At 72.5% G+C, this 19,280-nt stretch carries 11 protein-coding genes; 5 read left to right on the top strand and 6 right to left on the bottom strand.

Features of this window, described 5'->3' with window-relative positions; all coding sequences use genetic code 11:
• The coding region (locus tag BZL64_RS19445; protein WP_143663223.1) for a cation-translocating P-type ATPase at positions 1–2,487 on the top strand (2,487 nt) is incomplete at its 5' end.
• 55 nt (positions 2,488–2,542) lie between these two features.
• Here BZL64_RS19445 and BZL64_RS19440 read toward each other — a convergent pair.
• Positions 2,543–5,308, bottom strand: a complete 2,766-nt coding sequence (locus tag BZL64_RS19440; RefSeq protein WP_086770464.1) for an AfsR/SARP family transcriptional regulator — start codon at positions 5,306–5,308, stop codon at positions 2,543–2,545.
• 143 nt (positions 5,309–5,451) lie between these two features.
• Here BZL64_RS19440 and BZL64_RS19435 point away from each other — a divergent pair, with 143 nt between their 5' ends.
• A complete protein-coding gene (locus tag BZL64_RS19435) occupies positions 5,452–5,757 on the top strand; it encodes a beta-Ig-H3/fasciclin (protein WP_086770463.1) in 306 nt (101 codons plus the stop codon).
• A gap of 97 nt (positions 5,758–5,854) precedes the next feature.
• Here the strand turns inward: BZL64_RS19435 and BZL64_RS19430 are convergent, their stop codons facing one another.
• The gene (locus BZL64_RS19430) at positions 5,855–7,303 is read right to left on the bottom strand and encodes an MFS transporter (RefSeq protein WP_086770462.1); all 1,449 of its coding nucleotides are present in this window, start codon (positions 7,301–7,303) and stop codon (positions 5,855–5,857) included.
• An 81-nt stretch (positions 7,304–7,384) separates the two neighbouring features.
• Between BZL64_RS19430 and dusB the strand changes: the two genes are divergently transcribed.
• Positions 7,385–8,527 carry a tRNA dihydrouridine synthase DusB gene (dusB, locus tag BZL64_RS19425; RefSeq protein ID WP_086770461.1) on the top strand — a complete coding sequence of 381 codons (1,143 nt, stop codon included), beginning with the start codon at positions 7,385–7,387 and terminating at the stop codon, positions 8,525–8,527.
• Between the two features lie 54 nt (positions 8,528–8,581).
• On the opposite strand, the gene BZL64_RS19420 is transcribed toward dusB, so the two are convergent.
• The 3 genes from BZL64_RS19420 to BZL64_RS19410 all read right to left on the bottom strand — a co-directional run bounded on the left by BZL64_RS19420 (position 8,582) and on the right by BZL64_RS19410 (position 13,936).
• A complete protein-coding gene (locus BZL64_RS19420) occupies positions 8,582–10,393 on the bottom strand; it encodes an alkaline phosphatase family protein (protein WP_425276056.1) in 1,812 nt (603 codons plus the stop codon).
• Positions 10,394–10,547: 154 nt separating this feature from the next.
• Positions 10,548–12,485 (bottom strand): amylo-alpha-1,6-glucosidase, encoded by a 1,938-nt coding sequence (locus BZL64_RS19415; RefSeq protein WP_086770460.1) that lies wholly within the window; start codon positions 12,483–12,485, stop codon positions 10,548–10,550.
• Complete coding sequence (locus BZL64_RS19410) at positions 12,482–13,936, bottom strand: MGH1-like glycoside hydrolase domain-containing protein (protein WP_244205404.1); 1,455 nt, start codon at positions 13,934–13,936, stop codon at positions 12,482–12,484. The genes BZL64_RS19415 and BZL64_RS19410 overlap by 4 nt, the downstream gene beginning before the upstream one ends.
• Positions 13,937–14,069: 133 nt before the next feature.
• Between BZL64_RS19410 and BZL64_RS19405 the strand changes: the two genes are divergently transcribed.
• Both BZL64_RS19405 and ppdK read left to right on the top strand, forming a co-directional pair.
• A complete protein-coding gene (locus BZL64_RS19405) occupies positions 14,070–15,290 on the top strand; it encodes an ROK family protein (RefSeq protein WP_190046789.1) in 1,221 nt (406 codons plus the stop codon).
• A 502-nt stretch (positions 15,291–15,792) separates the two neighbouring features.
• Positions 15,793–18,540 carry a pyruvate, phosphate dikinase gene (ppdK, locus tag BZL64_RS19400; protein ID WP_373314902.1) on the top strand — a complete coding sequence of 916 codons (2,748 nt, stop codon included), beginning with the start codon at positions 15,793–15,795 and terminating at the stop codon, positions 18,538–18,540.
• Positions 18,541–18,763: 223 nt separating this feature from the next.
• Here the strand turns inward: ppdK and BZL64_RS19395 are convergent, their stop codons facing one another.
• Complete coding sequence (locus BZL64_RS19395) at positions 18,764–19,207, bottom strand: excalibur calcium-binding domain-containing protein (protein WP_086770457.1); 444 nt, start codon at positions 19,205–19,207, stop codon at positions 18,764–18,766.
• Positions 19,208–19,280: the final 73 nt, after the last annotated feature.

Here is a 19,280-nt window from a genome sequence, read left to right as displayed (position 1 = left end):
CGTACGACTGTGTCGGCGGCCCGCGCCCGCACGGCCGCCGACACAGTCGTACGGCTTCCCGTGCTGGCCCCGGTGCGCTGGTCGGCGCAGCTCGCCCGAGCCGTGCGCGGGGAGCTGGACGATCCGCTCACCCCGGTCCTGGCCGTCGGTTCGGCGGCGTCCGCGATCCTCGGCTCGGTCGTGGACGCGCTGCTCGTCGTCGGTGCCCTCGACCTGAACGCCCTGGTCGGCGGCTTCCAGCGGCTGCGGGCCGAACGCGCCCTGTCCGGGCTGGTCGCCGGGCAGAAGCAGAAGGCGCGGGTCGCCGACGAGCGGACCACGCACGTCGTCGACGCCGCCAAGCTCGACCCGGGCCACGTCATCGACCTCAAGACCGACGATGTCGTGCCCGCCGACGCCCGCCTGCTGTGGGAGGACGGTCTGGAGGTCGACGAGTCCGCGCTGACCGGCGAGTCCCTGCCCGTCGACAAGGCAGTGGACCCGACCCCCGACGCCCCCGTGGCGGAACGCCGCTGCATGGTCTTCGAGGGGACGACCGTGGTCGCCGGACGCGCCCAGGCCGTCGTCGTCGACACCGGGGACCGTACCGAGGCGGCCCGCGCCGTCTCCCTCGCCGCGCGGGTCCCGCCGGCCGCGGGAGTGCAGGCCCGGCTCCAGGAACTCACCCGCAAGGCCATGCCGTTGACCATGGCGGGCGGCGCCGCGGTGACCGGTCTGGCACTGCTGCGGGGCACCCCGATCCGACGGGCCGTGAGCGGCGGGGTCGCCGTCGCCGTGGCCGCCGTACCCGAAGGGCTGCCCCTGGTCGCCACCGTCGCCCAGCTCGCCGCCGCCCGCCGGCTCAGCAGCCGCGGCCTCCTGGTGCGCACCCCGCGCACGCTGGAGGCGCTGGGCCGCATGGACACCATCTGCTTCGACAAGACCGGCACCCTCACCGAGAACCGGCTGCGCCTGGTCCGGGTGGCCGGCCCCGACGGCACGGTCCACGGCCCCGACGACCCGGCCGCCGCCGGCACCCTGCGCGCGGCGGCCCGAGCCTGCCCCCGCCTCGACAGGGACCCGCACCGCCCGGTCCACGCCACCGACGAGGCCGTCCTGGACGCCGCCGGCCCGGACCCCGACTGGCGGCAGACCGAGGGCCTGCCCTTCGAGGCGGGCCGGGGCTACGCGGCTGCGGCCGGCCGCGCCGCCGACGGCTCACCCGTCCTGGTCGTCAAGGGCGCCCCCGAGACGGTCCTGCCGGCCTGCTCCGGCCTGCCCTCGCACATCTCCGACAGGTCCAGGTCCCTCGCCGGGGACGGCCTGCGTGTCCTGGCGGTCGCCCAACGCCCCCTCGCCGAGGGCGAGGAAGCCACCGACGCCCTCGAAGCACCCCTGGCGGAGCTGGAGTTCACCGGACTCGTGGCCCTCGCCGACGTGCCCCGCGAGACCTCACCCGCCCTGGTCCGCGGCCTGCGCGAGGCGGGCGTACGGCCCTTCGTGCTGACCGGCGACCACCCGCAGACCGCCCACGCCATCGCCGTCGGGCTCGGCTGGCCGGACGACGCGAGGGTGGTCACCGGCGACGAACTCGCCGCCGCCGACCGCTCGGTGCGCTCCCGCATGCTCCGTGACGCCGATGTCGTCGCCCGGGTCGCGCCCGAACAGAAACTCCAGGTCGTCGAGGCGCTCAGGGACGCCGGCCGGGTCGTCGGCATGGTCGGCGACGGTGCCAACGACGCCGCCGCGATCCGTGCGGCCGACATCGGCGTCGGTATCAGCGCCCGCGGCTCGGCCGCCGCCCGCAACGCCGCCGACCTCGTCGTCACCGGCGACGACCTGTCGGTGCTCATCGACGCCGTCCAGGAAGGCCGTTCCCTCTGGCACAGCGTCGCCGACGCCATCGCCATCCTCATCGGCGGCAACGCGGGCGAGGTCGGCTTCGGCATCCTCGGCACCCTCCTGTCGGGCTCGGCACCCCTGTCCACCCGCCAGATGCTGCTGGTCAACCTGTTCACGGACCTGTTCCCGGCGATGGCGGTGGCCGTCACCCCCAAGGAGGAGGCCGACTCCCCGGACACCGACGCCCCGCTCGGCACGGCGCTCCTCGGCGCCCCCCTGATCCGCCAGATCCGCCACCGGGCCCTCACCACCTGTCTCGGCGCCACGGCCGCCTGGCTCATCGGCCGCTTCACCCCCGGCACGACCCGCCGCTCGACCACGATGGCCCTGTGCGCGGTGGTGGGCACCCAGCTGGCCCAGACCCTGGCCGACCGCCGGGACAGCCCCCTGGTCCGCCTCACGTCCCTGGGCTCGGCGGCGGCCCTGTTCGCCCTGGTGGAAACTCCGGGCGCCAGCCAGATGTTCGGCTGCACCCCACTGGGCCCCGTGGCGTGGGCAGGCGTCCTGGCGGCGATCGCCCTGGCCCTGGCCGGCCAGAAGGCGGTACCGCGGGTGGAGGAGGCCCTGCTCAAGCGCCGGCCGAACCTGGCCGACCGATGGGCGTGACCGCGGCTCCCCACGGCTGAGGGCGCCCCGGCGGACGCCGAACCCGTCGGACGCCTCACGCCTCCCGGAGCCGGGCCAGGCGCTCCCGTACGGCGTCGGCCTCCGGGTCCCGCAACGTCTCGAAGATCGCGGCGGCACGGCGCCAGACGTCTTCGGCCCTCCCGTCGTCGCCCGTCGCCGCGAAGGTCTCACCGAGCCGGACCAGGGTCTCCGCCTCGTGATAGCGGTCGGCCGAGGCCCGGAACAGGGTGACGGCCTCGTCGTAGCTGGCGACGGCGCGGTCGTAGCGGGCCAGATGGTGGTAGGCGAAGCCGAGACTGTCCAGAGTGGCGGCCTGGCCGTTGCGGTCACCGGCGCTCCGCTGCCGGTCGAGGGCCTGGGTGCAGTTCTCGATGGCCTGTTCGTAGTCGCCCTCGGCGGCGTGGAGCCAGCCGATCGCGTTCAGGGTGCGGGCCTCACCGTCCTGGTTGCCGGACAGCCGGTACAGGCGCAGCGCCTCCTTGCCGTGGCCCAGCGCCTCCGCCAGCCGGCCGCCCATGTAACAGACCTCGACGTAGTTGTGCAGGGTCTGGGCCTGCCCGGTGGTGTCGCCCAGGCGGGCGTACAGCTCAAGGGCGCGGCGGAGCTGGTCCTCCGCGGCATCGAGGTTCCCGAGCCGGGAGTTGGCCCTGGCCAGCAGGCGGCAGGCCATGGCCTGGCCCGCCGGATCGCCGGCCCTTGTGGCGGCGGCGAGCGCGGTCTCCTGGACCGTGAGCTGGTCCTGCCACAGGCCGTGGGGCGCCAGATAGGCGGTGAGTGCCCAGGCGAGCTGCCAGCAGTACGTCTCGAAGCCGTACTCCGCGGCCTGCGCCACCGTCCGCAGCAGCACCCGGTGTTCGGCGGCGAACCAGGCCAGGGCCGTGTCGGCGTCCCGTGCGTGCCCGCCGCTGTTGGACGGCAACGGCGGCACCGGCGTGACGGCCAGCCACTGCGGTTGCACGAGCACCGCCGCGGCGTGGGCGCGGTGCAGGCTGTGGTCGTAGAGCCGTTCGCGGGCCGCACTGCGCTCCGCGAACGGCTCCACGCTCCGGACGAGTTCGCCCGCGTACGTCCGCAGCAGATCGTGGAAGAGGTACCGCCCCGGGGCGTGCTCGGTCAGCAGGTGCAGCCGGGCCAGCTCCCGCAGCAGGGGCCGGACGGAGCGCTCCGGGGCCCCGGCCAGCGCCGCCGCCGCGTCAAGGGGCAGATCGGGGCCGGGATGCAGCGCGAGCAACCGGAACAGGCGGGCCGCCCCCTCGGTGAGGGCGAGATACGACCAGGACAGGACCCGGCGGGCGTCGCCGTCCCCCAGGGCATCCAACAGCGCACCGGCGGGCCTGAGTTCGGCCGCGAAGGTGTGCAGCGGGAAGGAAGGATGGTCCGCCACCCGCGCGGCGACGACGGCCAGGGCGAGGGGCAGCCGCCCGGTCGTCGCCACGATCTCCGCCGCCGCCACCGGTTCCGCCTCGACCCGCGCGCCCAGGCGGCGGACCAGCAGGCCGATCGACTCCTGCTCGGTCAGCACGTCGAGGGTGAGCGACCGCGCCCCCTCGGTCGTCACCAGCCCGTGCAGCCGCTCCCGGCTGGTGACGACCACCACGCTGTCCCCGGCGCCGGGCAGCAGCGGCCGTACGTGTGCGGAGTCCCGTGCGTTGTCCAGGACGACGAGCACGCGGCGGGAGGCCAGCAGGCTGCGGAAGAGCCCCGTGCGGTCCTCCGCGCCGGGCGGAATCCGGGACTGCGGTACGCCCAGCGCCTCGATCAGTCCCTGGAGGGCGTCGGCGGCGGGCAGTGCGCCCTCCTCGTCGTACCCGCGCAGGTTCACATGCAGCTGCCCGTCGGGGAAGCGGGGGGCGACCCGGTGCGACCAGCGCAGCACGAGAGCGGTCTTGCCGACGCCCGCCATTCCGGAGACGGCGATGATCACGGCGGTCTCCGGATGGCCGGCCTCCCGGTCGAGAGCCGAGTCGAGCACCGCGAGCGAGGCATCGCGTCCGACGAAGTCGGCGGTGACGAGCGGGAGTTGCCGCGGTACGGCCGGGAGCGGAGCCGGCGCCGGCAGCGGGCGTTGCCTGAGTATGTCCTCGTGCAGGCGGGTCAGTTCGGGTCCGGGATCGAGGCCGGTCTCCTGGACCAGTACTTCGCGCACCTGGCGGTACGCCTCCAGCGCGCCCGCCACGTCGCCGGCCCGGTACAGGCCCAGCATCAGCCGGCCCCAGGCCCGCTGTCGCAGGGGATGGCGCTCGACGAGGCTCCGCATGCCGCGGACCGCCTCCGGGAAGCGGTCCTCCGCGAGCAGGGCCTCCGCGTAGTCCTCCTCGGCGTGGCACCGGCGCTCCTCCAGCCGACTCGCCCAGCGGGCCAGTGCGTCCGGCAGCGGCAGCCCTTCGAGGACGGTCCCCCGCCACAGCCCCAGCGCCTCGGCCAGTTCCTCGCACGCCCGTGCGGGATCGCCGAGCGTCAGGGCCCGGTGGCCGCGGGCGGCAGCCTGGTCGAAGAGGTCGACGTCGAGCCGGCCCGGCTCGACCCGGAGCAGATAGCCGCCCGGAGTGCGCGGCATCCCGTCCCAGGGGCCACCGCCGCCCAGGGCGCTCCGCAGGCCGCGCACATAGGTGCGCAGGTTCGCCGCGGCGGAGGCCGGGGGATCCTCGCCCCACAGCGCCTCCGCCAGGACGGCGGTCGGCACGGTCTCGGACGGGCGGCTGAGAAGGGCCGCCAGTAACAGGCGCTGTTTGGCCGAGCCCAGATCGACAGGGTCGCCGTCGCGGGAGACCTCCAGGGGGCCGAGAAGAGCGAAACGCACGGATACCCCCCATGTCGCGAGTGCGAGGCCCGCAACGTCGAGCCGCCACCGTCCAGTTGTGCGCGCACTGTGCGCGGATTATGCGCTGGTCAGCCTAGTGTTCCGGATGTTGACCGAACAACCTTCTCTGTAAGGAGTACTTGATGCGTATGTCCCGCAGGGCGGTACAGGCCGTGGTGACCGCGGCGGCCATCGGCGGTTCCATGATCGTCTCGGCGACGCCGGCGGCTGCCGCGACGACGGCCCCGAGCTGCATCGGTCGCCTGGTCACGGAGAGGACCGACGGTTTCGACGTCCTCCTCACCAACAGGTGTCGCTACGAACGCGCGGCGAAGATCGAGGTCTCGCTCGCCCCGGACAGTTCGTGCTACGTGATCCCGGCCGGCAGCGACGCCTTTTACATCTACAAGGGGATCTTCGGCAACTACTCGCGCACGGTCAACTGCTGACGGCCCGTCCGCAAGCCTGCCGTGTACGGGCCCGTCCGCAAGCCCGCCGTGTACGGGCCCGTCCGGATCCCCGGCCGGGCCCCCTGCCGTTCCCCTGTCAGCCGCCCGAGGCGCCCACATGCTCACGCACCTCCGGTGCGGCCAGCCGTTCAGCCGTCCGCTCGGCGGTCCCCCGCGCCCACGCCCCGCTGGAGACCAGCCCCACCACCAGCACCACGGCTCCGCACCCCGCGAGGATCCACCAGCCGGGCACCGCCGCCGACACGAACGTCTCGCGGTACGACGACGCCCCGATGCCCGCCGCGAGCACCGCCCCGATCACCGCGACTCCGAGGGTCTGGCCGAGCTGCCGGCTGGTGGAGGCGACGGCGGCGGCGACCCCGGCCTGGGTGCGGGGCATGCCCGAGACGGCCGTGTTGGTGATGGGGGCGTTGACGAAGCCGAAGCCGATGCCGAACAGCACGTAGCCGAGGAACATCGTGGTGTCGGACGTCTCCGCGTCGAAGGCGGCGAACAGGACCCCGCTCGCGGTCATCGCGAGTCCGGCGACGAGGAGGGGCACCCGTGGCCCCCGGCTGCCGACGAGCCGCCCGGCCAGCGGGGCGCACAGGAAGGTGGGGAGGGCCATGGGCAGCATCCACAGGCCGGCGTGGAGGGCGTCGAGCCCGCGGACGTTCTGCAGGTAGAGCGTGGACAGGAACAGGAATCCGCCGAGCGCGGCGAAGGCGCTGACCGCGATCACGGTCGCCCCGCTGAACGGCGCCGACCGGAAGAACCGCAGGTCGATGAGGGGTTCGTCGCGGCGGGGCTCGTAGCGCAGGAGCCCGAGCAGGGCGGCCAGGGCGACCGCGGCGAAGGGCAGGCTGGTGCCGAGCCCGGCCTCGGGGGCCTCGATGATCGCGTACGTCAGGCTGCCGAACAGGGCGATGACGAGGAGCTGGCCGACCGGGTCGGGGCGGCGGGCCTTCGGGGCGCGGGATTCGGGGACGTACCGCAGGGTCAGCAGGAGGGCGGCGAGGCCGACCGGGAGGTTGACCCAGAAGATGGAGCGCCAGCCCACGGACTCCACCAGCAGGCCGCCGATCAGGGGCCCGGCGGCCATGGAGATGCCGACGACCCCGCCCCACACGCCGATCGCTCGGGCGCGCTCGCGCGGGTCGGTGAAGGTGTTGGTGATGATCGACATGGCGACCGGGTTGAGCATGGAGCCGCCGACCGCCTGCACCATGCGGGCCACGACCAGCCATTCCAGGTCGGGGGCGAGGGAGCAGAGCAGGGAGCCGAACGAGAAGACGACCAGGCCCGCCAGGAAGACCTTTCTGCGCCCGATCCGGTCGGCCGTGGACCCGGCGAGCATCAGCAGGGAGGCGAGGACGAGGGTGTACGCGTCGATCGTCCACTGGAGGCCGGAGGTACCGGCGTGCAGGTCGCGTTCCATCGCGGGGAGGGCGACGTTGAGGACGGTGTTGTCGAGGCTCACGATCAGCAGGCTCATGCAGCAGATCGCGAGGACGAGCAGACGGCGTCGCTGGCTCAGCTCTGGCATGCGGTCATGCTACGCCGATGTCGATAGTGCGGCTAACTAATGACCGTTACATGATCGTCGTCGATGCGCGACAATGGGCGGATGTCCACGCCCGTTTCCCCCCTGCAGATCGGCCCGCACACCGTTCAGCCGCCGGTCGTCCTCGCCCCCATGGCCGGTATCACCAACGCGCCCTTCCGCACCCTGTGCAGGGAGTTCAGCGGGGGTAAGGGCCTGTTCGTGAGCGAGATGATCACGACCAGGGCGCTGGTCGAGCGCAACGACAAGACCATGCAGCTGATCCACTTCGACGCGAGTGAGAAGCCGCGCTCGGTGCAGCTGTACGGCGTGGACCCGGCGACCGTCGGCAAGGCCGTCCGCATGATCGCGGAAGAGGGCCTGGCCGACCACATCGACCTGAACTTCGGCTGCCCCGTCCCGAAGGTCACCCGCAAGGGCGGCGGCTCCGCCCTGCCCTACAAGCGCAACCTGCTGCGCGCGATCCTGCGCGAGGCCGTCAGCGGCGCCGGCGACCTCCCCGTCACCATGAAGATGCGCAAGGGCATCGACGACGACCACATCACCTACCTCGACGCCGGCCGCATCGCCGTCGAGGAGGGCGTGACGGCCATCGCGCTGCACGGCCGTACCGCCGCCCAGCACTACGGCGGCACCGCCGACTGGGAGGCCATCGCCCGCCTGAAGGAGCACGTCCCGGAGATCCCCGTCCTCGGCAACGGCGACATCTGGTCGGCCGAGGACGCGCTGCGGATGGTGCGCGAGACGGGCTGCGACGGAGTGGTCGTCGGCCGCGGCTGCCTGGGCCGCCCGTGGCTGTTCGCGGACCTCGTGGCCGCCTTTGAAGGGCGTCACGAAGACATCGCGCGGCCGTCTCTCCGTGAGGTCGCCGACATCATGGTCCGGCACGCCACCCTCCTCGGCGAGTGGATCGGCGACGAGACGAAGGGCGTCGTCGACTTCCGCAAGCACGTCGCCTGGTACCTGAAGGGCTTCGCCGTCGGTTCCGAGATGCGCAAGCGGCTGGCGATCACCTCGTCCCTCGAAGCGCTCCGTGCCGGACTCGACGAACTGGACCTCGACCAGCCCTGGCCGACCGGCGCCGACGGCCCCCGAGGCCGCACCTCCGGCAACAACCGGGTCGTCCTCCCGGACGGCTGGCTGAAGGACCCCTACGACTGCGCGGGCATCGACGAGGAAGCGGAACTGGACACCTCCGGCGGCTGACGCGGGCCCCGGCCCCGTCGGCCCCGGCCGGCGGTCAGCCCTTCGGTGGGCCGCTCACTTCGTGGGGTGGGGCGTCGACCCGTACGCCGTCAGGAAGCGGTCGCGGAAGAGGTCCATCTTCCAGACCGGGGCGTCCTTCGCCGGCCTGATGCCGTCGGTCCAGTTCCAGGAGGCGACCTTGTCGAGGACCTCCGGGTCCTTGGCGACGATCGAGATCGGTACGTCCCGGCTGGCGTTGTCGCCGCTGACGCGGGCGATGGGCTGGTGGTCGCCGAGGAAGACCAGGACGGTGTCCTCGGTGCCGTAGCGCTCCAGCCACTGGGTGAGGGCGGTCACCGAGTACTCGATCGACTCGCCGTACGCCTTGCGGGACCTGCCCGAGTCGGAGATGACCTCGGAGGCGTTCTCGCCGGCCTTCTGGATGCTGTCGAAGACCGAGCCGTCGCCCACCTCGTCCCAGCCGACCATCGTGGGGAGCGGAGCCCACGGCTGGTGGCTGGAGGTCAGGATGATCTCCGACATCAGGGGCTTGTCGCGGACCTTGCCGTGCTCCAGCCGCTGAAACGCCTCCAGCGCGTACTGGTCGGGCATCGTCGACCAGCTGAACTTCGGCCCCTGGTAGCCCAGCTGGAAGGCGTTGTAGACCTTGTCGAGGCCGTAGTGCTTCTGCTCGGGCCACGCCTTCTGGATGCCGGGCATCACACCGACCGTGTCCCAGGCCCCGGTCTTCTGGAAGATCTTGGGCAGGCTCAGGCGGTCGCTGTTCATGACCGTGCGATAGCGCTGCTGGTTGTCGATCCACAGCCCGGACAGGGTGGTGGAGTGGCCGAGCCAGCTGCTGCCGCCGTAGGTCGCCGAGGTCAGCCAGCCGCTCCTGGCGTGGTAACCGGCCTTCGCCAGGGCCTCGTTGCTCGCGGTGAGCGTCCTGTTGACGCCGGGGGCCATGACCGGGTCCTCGATCGCGCTGCGGCCGTAGCTCTCGATGAAGGTGAAGACGACGTCCTTGCCGCGCAGGTCGGGCACGAGCTGGTCGGGCGGGGTGTCGCCGAAGGCGTCGACGCGGTTCTCCTTGGCGAACGCTGCCTCGTCCAGGATGGTCTGCCGTACGGCCTTGGCCTTGACGGTGGTGGCGGTCACCGCGCGGTGGAAGGCGAGCGGCAGTCCGGCGTACTGGACCGACAGGACCGAGCAGGTGATCCAGACCGTGCCGGCGATCAGCGTGCCGCGGGTCGAGGCGGCGACGTCGCGCACCAGCAGGTTGCTCAGCCGGACCGCCGCCAGCGCCATCACGGCGAACAGCGCGGCGATCAGCAGGAGGAGGCCGGCCGTGGCGGCGAGGGCCGTGGTCTCGCCCATCGAGTCCGCGACGTAGGACTGCGCGTCGTCCAGCAGCCCCCAGTCCAGGACCAGGTTGAAGCCGCGGCCCAGGTACTCGGCGTACATCATGTCCAGCACGTTGACCACGGTCAGTGCCGCGAGGCCGACCCCGAGCGCCGCCGCGGCCACCAGCCGGGGGCGGCGCGGCAGCGACAGCAGGATCGCCGCCGCGATGATCGCCTCGCCGGGCAGCCGGACGAACTGGTCGGCCCGCAGGAGGTGGAGCTGGTTGGGCATCACCATGGCCCCGAGAACGAGCGCGAGGGACAGCGCGGTCGCCGTCCACCACACCACGCGCGCGGCCCGCGGATACCGGCTCCGCCAGGCCCGCCAGTGCGCGACCCGGGCCCTGAGGGTGGTGCGGGGCGGCTCGGTCCCGCTCTCCGGCGCCTCCGGCTCCACGGCCGTCGCCTCGGTGTCGTCGGCGCTCGCGGGCGTGCCGTCGTCGCTGGAGTCGGGCAGATCACGAGACCGTGTGAAGACAGGCACCCGAGGGGTCCTTCCGTACGAAGCCGGGTGGATCGGCGGATCCGGTGATGGGGCCGGATCCGCCACCGTTTCGTACGGCGTGCCCCCGCCCGGTGTTCAACCGCCGCGTCCCGCGGTCGGCAAACACCGGGCAAACGCTCGGCCAAGCAGCTCGTTACGCCCCGCCCACCGCCGTGAGCAGCGCCAACGGGGCCGCCGCCGAGCGGGATTCCCGTACGCAGGCGTGAGGGTACGGCACCGGCTCCGCGTGGGTGTCACGGCCGTAGCCCGCGAGCACCTCGGGCAGGCGGTGGCCGGTCGCGGTGGCCGCGTCGACCAGGCCGTGCGCGACCGTACGGGCCTCGTCGTGCAGGCCGTAGCGGGCCAGACCCAGGGTGATCAGCGCGTTGTCGTGCGGCCACACCGAACCGCGGTGGTACGACAGCGGGTGGTACGCCGACTGCCCGGCCGCGAGCGTGCGGACGCCCCAGCCGGAGAAGAAGTCCGGCTCCAGGAGCCGCCGACCCACCATCTCGCCGTACTCCTTGTCCAGCAGCCCCGACCACAGCAGATGGCCGGCGTCGGAGGCGAGCGCGTCGACCTGGCGGCCCTCGCCGTCCAGCGCCAGCGCGGGGAAGGATCGCTCCCGCATCCAGAAGTCCCGCTGGAAACGGTCGCGCAGATCGGCGGCGGCCTGCTCCAGCAGGGCCGCGTAGGTCTCGTCCTGCCACGCCGTGCGCGCCACGAACGCGGTGCGGCGCAGCGCGTCGTACGCGTAGCCCTGGGCGCCCGCCGCCATCACCGGGCCGGAGGCACGGGTGCCGTCGGCCGAACAGATGGCGCCGGGGGAGTCCTTCCAGTTCTGGTTGGCGAGGCCGCCCTGGTCGGCGCGGTAGACCAGGTAGCCGCGCGAGGTGAGGCCGCCGTGGTCGAGCATCCAGCCGATGGCGGCGCGGGCGTGCGGCTCCAGCCGGCGGGCCAGCGCGGCGTCGCCGGTCTGCTCGACGTAGGCGCCGAGCAGGACCAGGAACAGGGGAGTGGCGTCCACCGAGCCGTAGTAGCGGCCGTAGGGGACCTGGTGGAAGTGGGCGAGTTCGCCGTGCCGCACCTCGTGGACGATCTTGCCGGGCTGGGACACCGACTCCGGGCCGGTCTCGGTGGCCTGGGCGGCGGCCAGCGCGAGGAGCGTGGCGGCGGCCGGGGCAGGTCGGTAGGGCAGCGCGAAGAGCGAGGTGAGCAGGGCGTCGCGGCCCAGCAGGGTGAGGAACCAGGGGGCACCGGCGGCCGGGACGCGGAGTTCCTCGCCGCCCGGACCGGTCGCGGGCACCTGGAGCGCGGCCAGGTCGGCGAGGCCCCGCGCGCAGGCGGCGGCCAGTTCGGGCCAGCCGGTGGGGAAGGCCACGCCCTCCACGAACTCGCCCTCCTGCGCCAGCAGTTGCCTGGTCAGCGCGGCGGGCGAGCTGGGGACACGCAGCGCCCGCTTCTCGCCGTGCGGGCGGGCCATCACGCGCAGGGTCAGTTCGGCGGAGCCGTGCGGCTCCAGCTCCAGCGTCCAGGCGAGGCGGCGGGCGCCGGTGCCGGTCTCCTCGACGCCGTCCGGCGCGGGGGCCGCGGTCACCGTCGTGACGGACCGCCACTCGCCGCGGCGGTAGCTGAACTCCACGCCGTCGTCGAGGATCTGGCGGGCGCGGACGGCGCCCGTCTTGGCGTAGGTGCGGTGGTCGGAGCGGAGTTCGAACTGGTCGGTGAAGTCGGCGTCGACGGTGAGCGCCAGCCGGACCGTCAGTGGCACCGGACGGTTGCTGACCACCCGCAGCGACTCCACGAACGAGCCGTCTCCGACCGCCTGTTCGCGGAAGAGCGTGCACGAGGGGGGCTCGGTGCGGCCCCCGCGCGGCACGAGTACACAACGCGCCGCGTCCCCGTCCGCGACCGGCGCGAGCACCTCGGGCACCGCCCCGTCGACGGTGAGCTGCCAGCGGCTGAGGTGGCGCGCGTCCCTGACGAACAACCCGTCAGGGGCTCCGGCGCCGCGTACGCCGCTGATGTCCCCGCGGTCCCCGACGGCGGCGAACGTCCCGCCGTACACGAGCAGATGATGCCGGTCCGTCATCCCCGGTCCCCTCCCTTGAACGAGCTGTCGGCCCTGTCGAATGCCGTGCCGTGCGGCACGGGGTGCGTGGCTTGCCTTTCCTGGATGGCCTGGGTGTCGTGCAGCAGGTCGAGCGTGAGCGCGGCGGTCCAGCTGAAGCCCGTCGCCCCGCAGGCCTCGCCGGTGTACGGGTCGACGTACTCCGCGAAGTCCGAGGTGTCCGCGACGTCCAGCACGGCCGCGCGCAGCGCGTCCGCGTGCGCCCGCTCGCCGTGCAGTCTCAGGCCCCGCTCGACGAGCCAGCTCGTGTTGAACCAGGCCGGCCCCCGCCAGTAGCGGTGCGGGTCGAAGGCCTCGCCGAGCAGGTCGTAGCTGGGGGCGAGACGGGTGGTGGCGCCCACCCCGAAGTGCGGGCCGCGCAGCGTCCCCACGAGAGCGGAGACGATCTCGCGGGACAGTCCGGGCAGCAGCAGCGGGACCAGGCCGGAGACCCCGCGCTCGCGGATCAGGCCGCCGCCGCGCAGGTCCCGGCAGAAGAACAGGCCCTCGGCCGGGTCCCACAGCCGGTCCACGAGAGCCACCGTGAGCCGCTGCGCGCGCGCGTGCCGTGCGGTGCCGGTGGCCCCCAGTTCCTCCGCGATCCGGGCGAGCGCGTGCTCGGAGGCGATGAGCAGGGCGTTGAAGGCGGGGTCCTCGACGGCGAAGTCGGCCCGCCCGTCCGCGTACTCCCCGTCCCGGTAGTCCGTCGCCAGCCGCACGTACCGCCCGTAGTCCAGGTCCGTCGGCCGGTCCTCGGGCGCCCCGTGGGCGAGGTCGGCGCGCCGGAAGGAGCGGGCCGGGGCCGGGGCGATGCGGGCCAGCGGGGCGTCCCAGGACGGCGCGTTGTCCATCCCCTGCTCCCAGGGGTGGACGACCGACACCAGGCCGCCGCCGCCCAGGTCCCGCCGGTGCAGCAGATAGCGGTGCCAGGCGGCCAGCCGGGGGTAGACCCGGGCCAGGAAGCCGCGCGCCCGCGACAGACCGGGGTCGGCGCGGTGCACCAGCCAGGCCGCCAGCGCGTGCACCGGTGGCTGCACGATGCCGGAGGTCTGTACGGTGCGCGGGGCGCCCGCAGCGCGCCCCGCGGTCACGGAGCGCCAGAAGTCGGGGCTCGGGAAGTACGCGTCGAGCGGCACGGAGGGGTTGAAGACGATGTGCGGGATCCGCCCGTCGCCCCACTGGGCGTCGAGCAGCGTCTCCAGCTCGGTCTGTGCCCGGCGCGGGGAGACGTGCCGCAGTCCGATCGCGATGAACGCGGAGTCCCAGGACCACTGGTGCGGGTACAGACCACGCGAGGGCACGGTCGAGGTTCCCGTCCAGTTGCCGTCCAGTACCTCTATGGCCCTGAGGTGCAGCGAACCGGCCGAAGTGGTCGGATCGTATACGGCGGTGTACTCCGCAGGGCGGGCGATGAGCTGGGCAGTGCGATCCACTCGGGGCTCCCCGAAGAACGACGACGACATGGCCACGGTCGACCAGTTCGGCAGTGGCTACCGTAGGGTTACGTCTATTTAACACGCAGAACTCAATATGTAATGCAGAGTTGGGAAACACAAGGGGGTGCGCATGACCGGACAGCCCGGACGGACGGGCAGGGGCGGCGGTCAGGCCGGCGCCGGAGATCTGCTCGCGCTGGTACGGACCGGCCGGGCCACCACGCGCGGTGCCCTCCAGCAGGCCACCGGACTCTCCCGGGCCACGGTCGGGCAGCGCCTGGACCGGCTTTTCCGCGCGGGCTGGCTGCGCGAGGGAGCGGGCGGTCCCGTCGACTCCCCGCTGGGCGGCCGGCCCTCCATCACGCTCGAGTTCGACGACGCGCACGCCGTCGTCCTCACCGCCGACCTCGACACCCGGCACGCGCGCGCGGCCGTGCTGTCCCTGACCGGCGAGATCCTCGCCGAACACGCGGGCCCGCTGGCGGTCGAGGACGGCCCGGACGCCGTGCTCGGCGAGCTGGGCGGCTGGTTCGCGGAACTGCTGGAGAAGGCGGGCCGCGGCGCGGACGAGGTGTGCGGCACGGGCCTCGCCGTCCCCGGCCCGGTCGACAGCGAGACCGGCCTGGTGGTCCAGCCGCCGATCATGCCCGGCTGGGACGGCTACGACATCCGCTCCCGCCTCTCCAGGGCCTTCACGCAGCACACGGGAGCCGCACCCGTACCGGTCCTCGTCGACAACGACGCCAACCTCATGGCGTACGGCGAACAGCGCACCGGATACCGCGACTGCTCGGCGTTCGTGCTGGTCAAGGTGTCCACCGGTATCGGCGCCGGAGTCGTGGTGGGCGGCGAGATCTTCCGCGGTGTCGACGGCGGCGCCGGTGACATCGGGCATATCCGGGTGGGCTCGGAGGCGCTGTGCCGCTGCGGTTCGCGCGGCTGCCTCGCCGCCGTCGCCAGCGGTGGCGCGGTGGCCCGCAGACTGGCCGAGACCGGGGTGCCCGCCGCCTCCGGCTCGGATGTACGCGACCTGCTCGCCGCCGGGCATCCGGGTGCGGCGGCGCTGGCCCGCGAGGCCGGCCGCCAGGTCGGCGACGTGCTGGCGACGGTCGTGACGCTGCTCAATCCGGGCGTCCTGATGATCGCCGGGGACCTCGCCGGCACCTCCTTCCTCACCGGCGTGCGCGAGCTGCTCTACCAGCGGGCGCTGCCCCGCTCCACGGCCCGGCTGGACGTGGTGACGTCACGGCTGGGGGACCGGGCGGGCCTGGTGGGAGCCGGTGCGATGGTCGTGGAGCACCTGTACGCGCCGACGCGAGTGGAGGAACGGCTGCAGGCGCTGGGTGTGTGAGCGGGGCGCGGTGGGCTGCGGTGGAGTGGTGCGGCGGACGATGTGGGTGAGTGAGTGTTCAGCGGGGGGCCCGGCGACCTGTGTGACGAGCGCGTTTTCGTCGTGAGACGCGTCCGGGGAGCGTCCGGATGGTGAAATTCCGCGGCCTGTGGAAGCGTGATTCTCGCCACCCTTGATAGGGGTAGCGCTCACATGAGCGGCACCCGCTCGTTTGCACTTCCTCAAGGGGTGGCACTGAGTGCCACCCCTTGATCGTTCATCGATCGAAATCAAACGTAGCCGGAGCCGCTCATCCGAGCGCGTACAGGGCTCGTGGAGGGTGACTGCGTTCAAGAAGTGAAGACATCGGCTGCTCTGCGCTTGCCAAGCTTTGACTTTCGATCCGGTGGCGGACGACTGGTTACAGGCGCATGACGCGCAAGTGGACGTACCCAGACGCCTTTGATCTGGGTATGTTCCTGCCCGTCAGGGCAGCCACCGCGTCCTCGAGGAGTCGAGACCCGTGTCGGAAAACAAAGATCTCCCGGTAGCCGAAACGGCCACGAGCGTTGAGGCCGTGAAGTTCGTTTACGACTTCACCGAGGGCAACAAGGACCTCAAGGACCTCCTCGGGGGCAAGGGCGCCAACCTCGCCGAGATGACCAACCTCGGCCTGCCGGTGCCGCCCGGGTTCACCATCACCACCGAGGCCTGCAAGGTCTACCTCGACAGCGGCGAGGAGCCGGCGGCACTGCGTGACGAGGTGAGTGCACACCTCGACGCCCTCGAAGCGAAGATGGGCAAGAAGCTCGGCCAGGCCGACGACCCCCTGCTCGTCTCCGTCCGCTCCGGCGCCAAGTTCTCGATGCCCGGCATGATGGACACCGTCCTCAACATCGGTCTCTCCGACAAGTCGGTCCAGGGCCTCGCCAAGCAGGCGGGCGACGACCGCTTCGCCTGGGACTCCTACCGGCGCCTCATCCAGATGTTCGGCAAGACCGTCCTCGGCGTCGACGGCGACCTCTTCGAGGAGGCGCTGGAGGCGGCCAAGGGGGCCAAGAAGGTCACCGTCGACACCGAGCTGGAGGCCGCCGACCTCAAGAAGCTGGTCACCCGCTTCAAGAAGATCGTCAAGGCCGAGGCCGGCCGGGACTTCCCGCAGGACCCGCGCGAGCAGATGGACCTCGCCATCCACGCGGTCTTCGACTCCTGGAACACCGACCGGGCCAAGCTCTACCGCCGCCAGGAGCGCATCCCAGGTGACCTGGGCACGGCCGTCAACGTCTGCTCGATGGTCTTCGGCAACCTGGGCCCCGACTCCGGCACGGGCGTGGCGTTCACCCGTGACCCCGCCTCCGGCCACCAGGGCGTCTACGGCGACTACCTCCAGAACGCGCAGGGCGAGGACGTCGTCGCGGGCATCCGCAACACCGTTCCCCTCGCCGAGCTGGAGACCATCGACAAGAAGTCGTACGACCAGCTGATGCAGATCATGGAGACGCTGGAGAACCACTACAAGGACCTCTGCGACATCGAGTTCACCATCGAGCGCGGTCAGCTGTGGATGCTCCAGACGCGCGTCGGCAAGCGGACCGCGGGCGCGGCCTTCCGTATCGCCACGCAGCTGGTCGACCAGGGCCTGATCGACGAGACGGAAGCCCTTCAGCGGGTGAACGGCGCGCAGCTCGCCCAGCTGATGTTCCCGCGCTTCGACGAGGACGCGAAGGTCGAGAAGGTCGGCCGGGGCATCGCCGCCTCGCCGGGCGCCGCGGTCGGCAAGGCGGTCTTCGACTCGTACACGGCCGTGAAGTGGTCGCGTTCGGGCGAGAAGGTCATCCTGGTCCGCCGCGAGACCAACCCCGACGACCTCGACGGCATGATCGCGGCCGAGGGCATCCTGACCTCACGGGGCGGCAAGACCTCCCACGCGGCGGTCGTCGCGCGCGGCATGGGCAAGACCTGTGTCTGCGGCGCGGAGGAACTGGAGGTCGACACCAAGCGCCGCCGGATGACGGTGCCCGGCGGGCACGTCGTCGAGGAGGGCGACCTGATCTCGATCGACGGCTCCTCCGGCAAGGTCTACCTGGGCGAGGTCCCGGTGGTCCCGTCCCCCGTGGTCGAGTACTTCGAGGGCCGCATGCACGCCGGCGCCAACGACGCCGACGAACTGGTCGAGGCCGTACACCGGATCATGGCGTTCGCCGACCGTAAGCGCCGCCTGCGGGTGCGCGCCAACGCCGACAACGCCGAGGACGCGCTGCGCGCCCGCCGCTTCGGCGCCCAGGGCATCGGCCTGTGCCGTACGGAGCACATGTTCCTCGGAGACCGCCGAGAGCTGGTCGAGCGCCTGATCCTCGCGGACACGCAGGCCGAGCGCGAGGAGTCGCTGGCCGCACTCCTGCCGCTCCAGAAGAAGGACTTCGTCGAGCTGTTCTCGGCGATGGACGGCCTCCCCGTCACGGTCCGCCTCCTCGACCCGCCGCTGCACGAGTTCCTCCCCGACATCACGGAGCTGTCCGTGCGGGTCGCCCTCGCGGAGTCCCGCCAGGAGTCCCACGAGAACGACCTGCGCCTGCTCCAGGCGGTCCACCGCCTCCACGAGCAGAACCCGATGCTGGGCCTGCGCGGCGTACGGCTGGGCCTCGTCATCCCCGGCCTCTTCACCATGCAGGTCCGTGCCATCGCCGAGGCCGCGGCCGAACGCAAGGCCGCCAAGGGCGACCCGCGCGCGGAGATCATGATCCCGCTCGTCGGTACGGTCCAGGAGCTGGAGATCGTCCGCGAGGAGGCCGACCAGGTCATCGCCGAGGTCCAGGAGGCCACCGGCACCGACCTCAAGCTGTCCATCGGCACGATGATCGAACTGCCGAGGGCCGCGCTGACCGCCGGTCAGATCGCCGAGGCCGCGGAGTTCTTCTCCTTCGGCACCAACGACCTCACCCAGACCGTGTGGGGCTTCAGCCGCGACGACGTCGAGGCCTCCTTCTTCACCGCCTACCTGGAGAAGGGCATCTTCGGCGTCTCCCCCTTCGAGACCATCGACAGGGACGGCGTCGGCTCCCTGGTCAAGTCCGCCGTGGAAGCCGGCCGCGCCACCCGCCCCGACCTCAAGCTCGGCGTCTGCGGCGAGCACGGCGGCGACCCCGAGTCCGTCCACTTCTTCCACGAGGTCGGCCTCGACTACGTCTCCTGCTCCCCCTTCCGCATCCCGGTCGCCCGCCTGGAGGCAGGCCGCGCGGCCACCCAGTCGGAGGGCAGCGACCACCGCTGAGCCGAGGGCGGGACGGACGCTCCCCTGACGGACCGTCCGTCCCCACCCTCCCCACCAACCCCGGAGCCGCCGCGGTCCCCGACCCTCAGCACCGATCGAGGCGGCTCCGGTTCACCAGAAGAAGGCGGCACCCGTGCGGGGGTGCCGCCTTCTTGTGGTTCGCGGCTGCGGGCGTGGGCGCTGATCGGCAGATACAGGCCGGCGAGGGGCCCTTGTGGGGTGCCTACTCGCACCCCGTCCCGTCGCCGTCGCGGTCCAGGTGTCGGCCGTAGCCCGGGTCACCCGCGTGGACCGGGGCCGCGCCCGCGGCTCGGGCTTCGCTGCAGTTGCCGTAGTAGACGGTGGCGGAGCCGCCCGAGTCGTCGGAGCCGCTGTCGTCGTTCGCCGCCGCCGTGACCGTCTTCGTCACCCGCACCGTCTCCGTCGCGGTCACTGTTTCCGCCGGTTCCGGGGTGGCCGTCTGCGTGGCCGTCGCCGTCGCCGTTGCCGTCGTCGTCACCGTGACCGTCGGGCGGGGCTTGGCGGACAGGGGTTCCGCGTCCTTCGTGGCGTCTTCGTCGCCGCTGCCTATGCCGAGCCCGATGAACAGGGCGAGGGCGAGCGCGGGCAGGACATAGCGCTTGCGGGCCCATCTCGGCGCGGGGTGAGTGGTGTACGGGTTGCTCATGTCGTCCCCCTGACACCACCAGCTCAGGGGGACGACATGAGCAACCCGTACACCACTCACCCCGCGCCGAGAT

This window comes from Streptomyces bobili (assembly GCF_002154575.1).
In the GTDB taxonomy this organism is placed as follows: Bacteria; Actinomycetota; Actinomycetes; order Streptomycetales; family Streptomycetaceae; genus Streptomyces; species Streptomyces bobili.
The sequence above is the reverse complement of the archived record's forward strand: the minus strand, read 5'-3'. Positions and strand labels throughout refer to the sequence as shown.